This is a genomic window from Psychrobacter sp. TB20-MNA-CIBAN-0197 (genome assembly GCF_040309765.1).
In the GTDB taxonomy this organism is placed as follows: Bacteria; Pseudomonadota; Gammaproteobacteria; order Pseudomonadales; family Moraxellaceae; genus Psychrobacter; species Psychrobacter submarinus.
The window spans coordinates 1-261 of record NZ_JBEOPC010000845.1 but is presented as its reverse complement, the minus strand read 5'-3'; the positions used below and the strand labels follow the sequence as shown (position 1 = coordinate 261).

1 protein-coding gene is annotated in these 261 nt (G+C 52.9%); it reads right to left on the bottom strand.

All coding sequences use genetic code 11. From position 1 onward, the window contains the following. Positions 1 to 222: hypothetical protein (locus AAEY83_RS16250; protein WP_351060676.1), on the bottom strand; the 222-nt coding region annotated here is incomplete at its 3' end. Positions 223 to 261: the final 39 nt, after the last annotated feature.

The window sequence follows — 261 nt, the reverse complement described above, 5'->3', positions numbered from 1 at the left end:
ACCTTGTTCCGGCACTGACAGCAGTTCGATGAACATCCAGCGAAAAATCATTCGCCCATACAGGCCGCCCAATATCGCGCCATTTTCGTCTTTGACCATCAAGGCGAACGGCTCGGATTTCGAACCGCCGGTTTGAGCATCGTTGTACTCGATCAGCGGCTGCAGAATGGCCTGACGCTGTTCCTCGGTAGGACTGTCCGTCAACTCGATACGCAAATTCATGCATGACTTCCTTGTGTAATTGAACGCCCAGCCTAACCC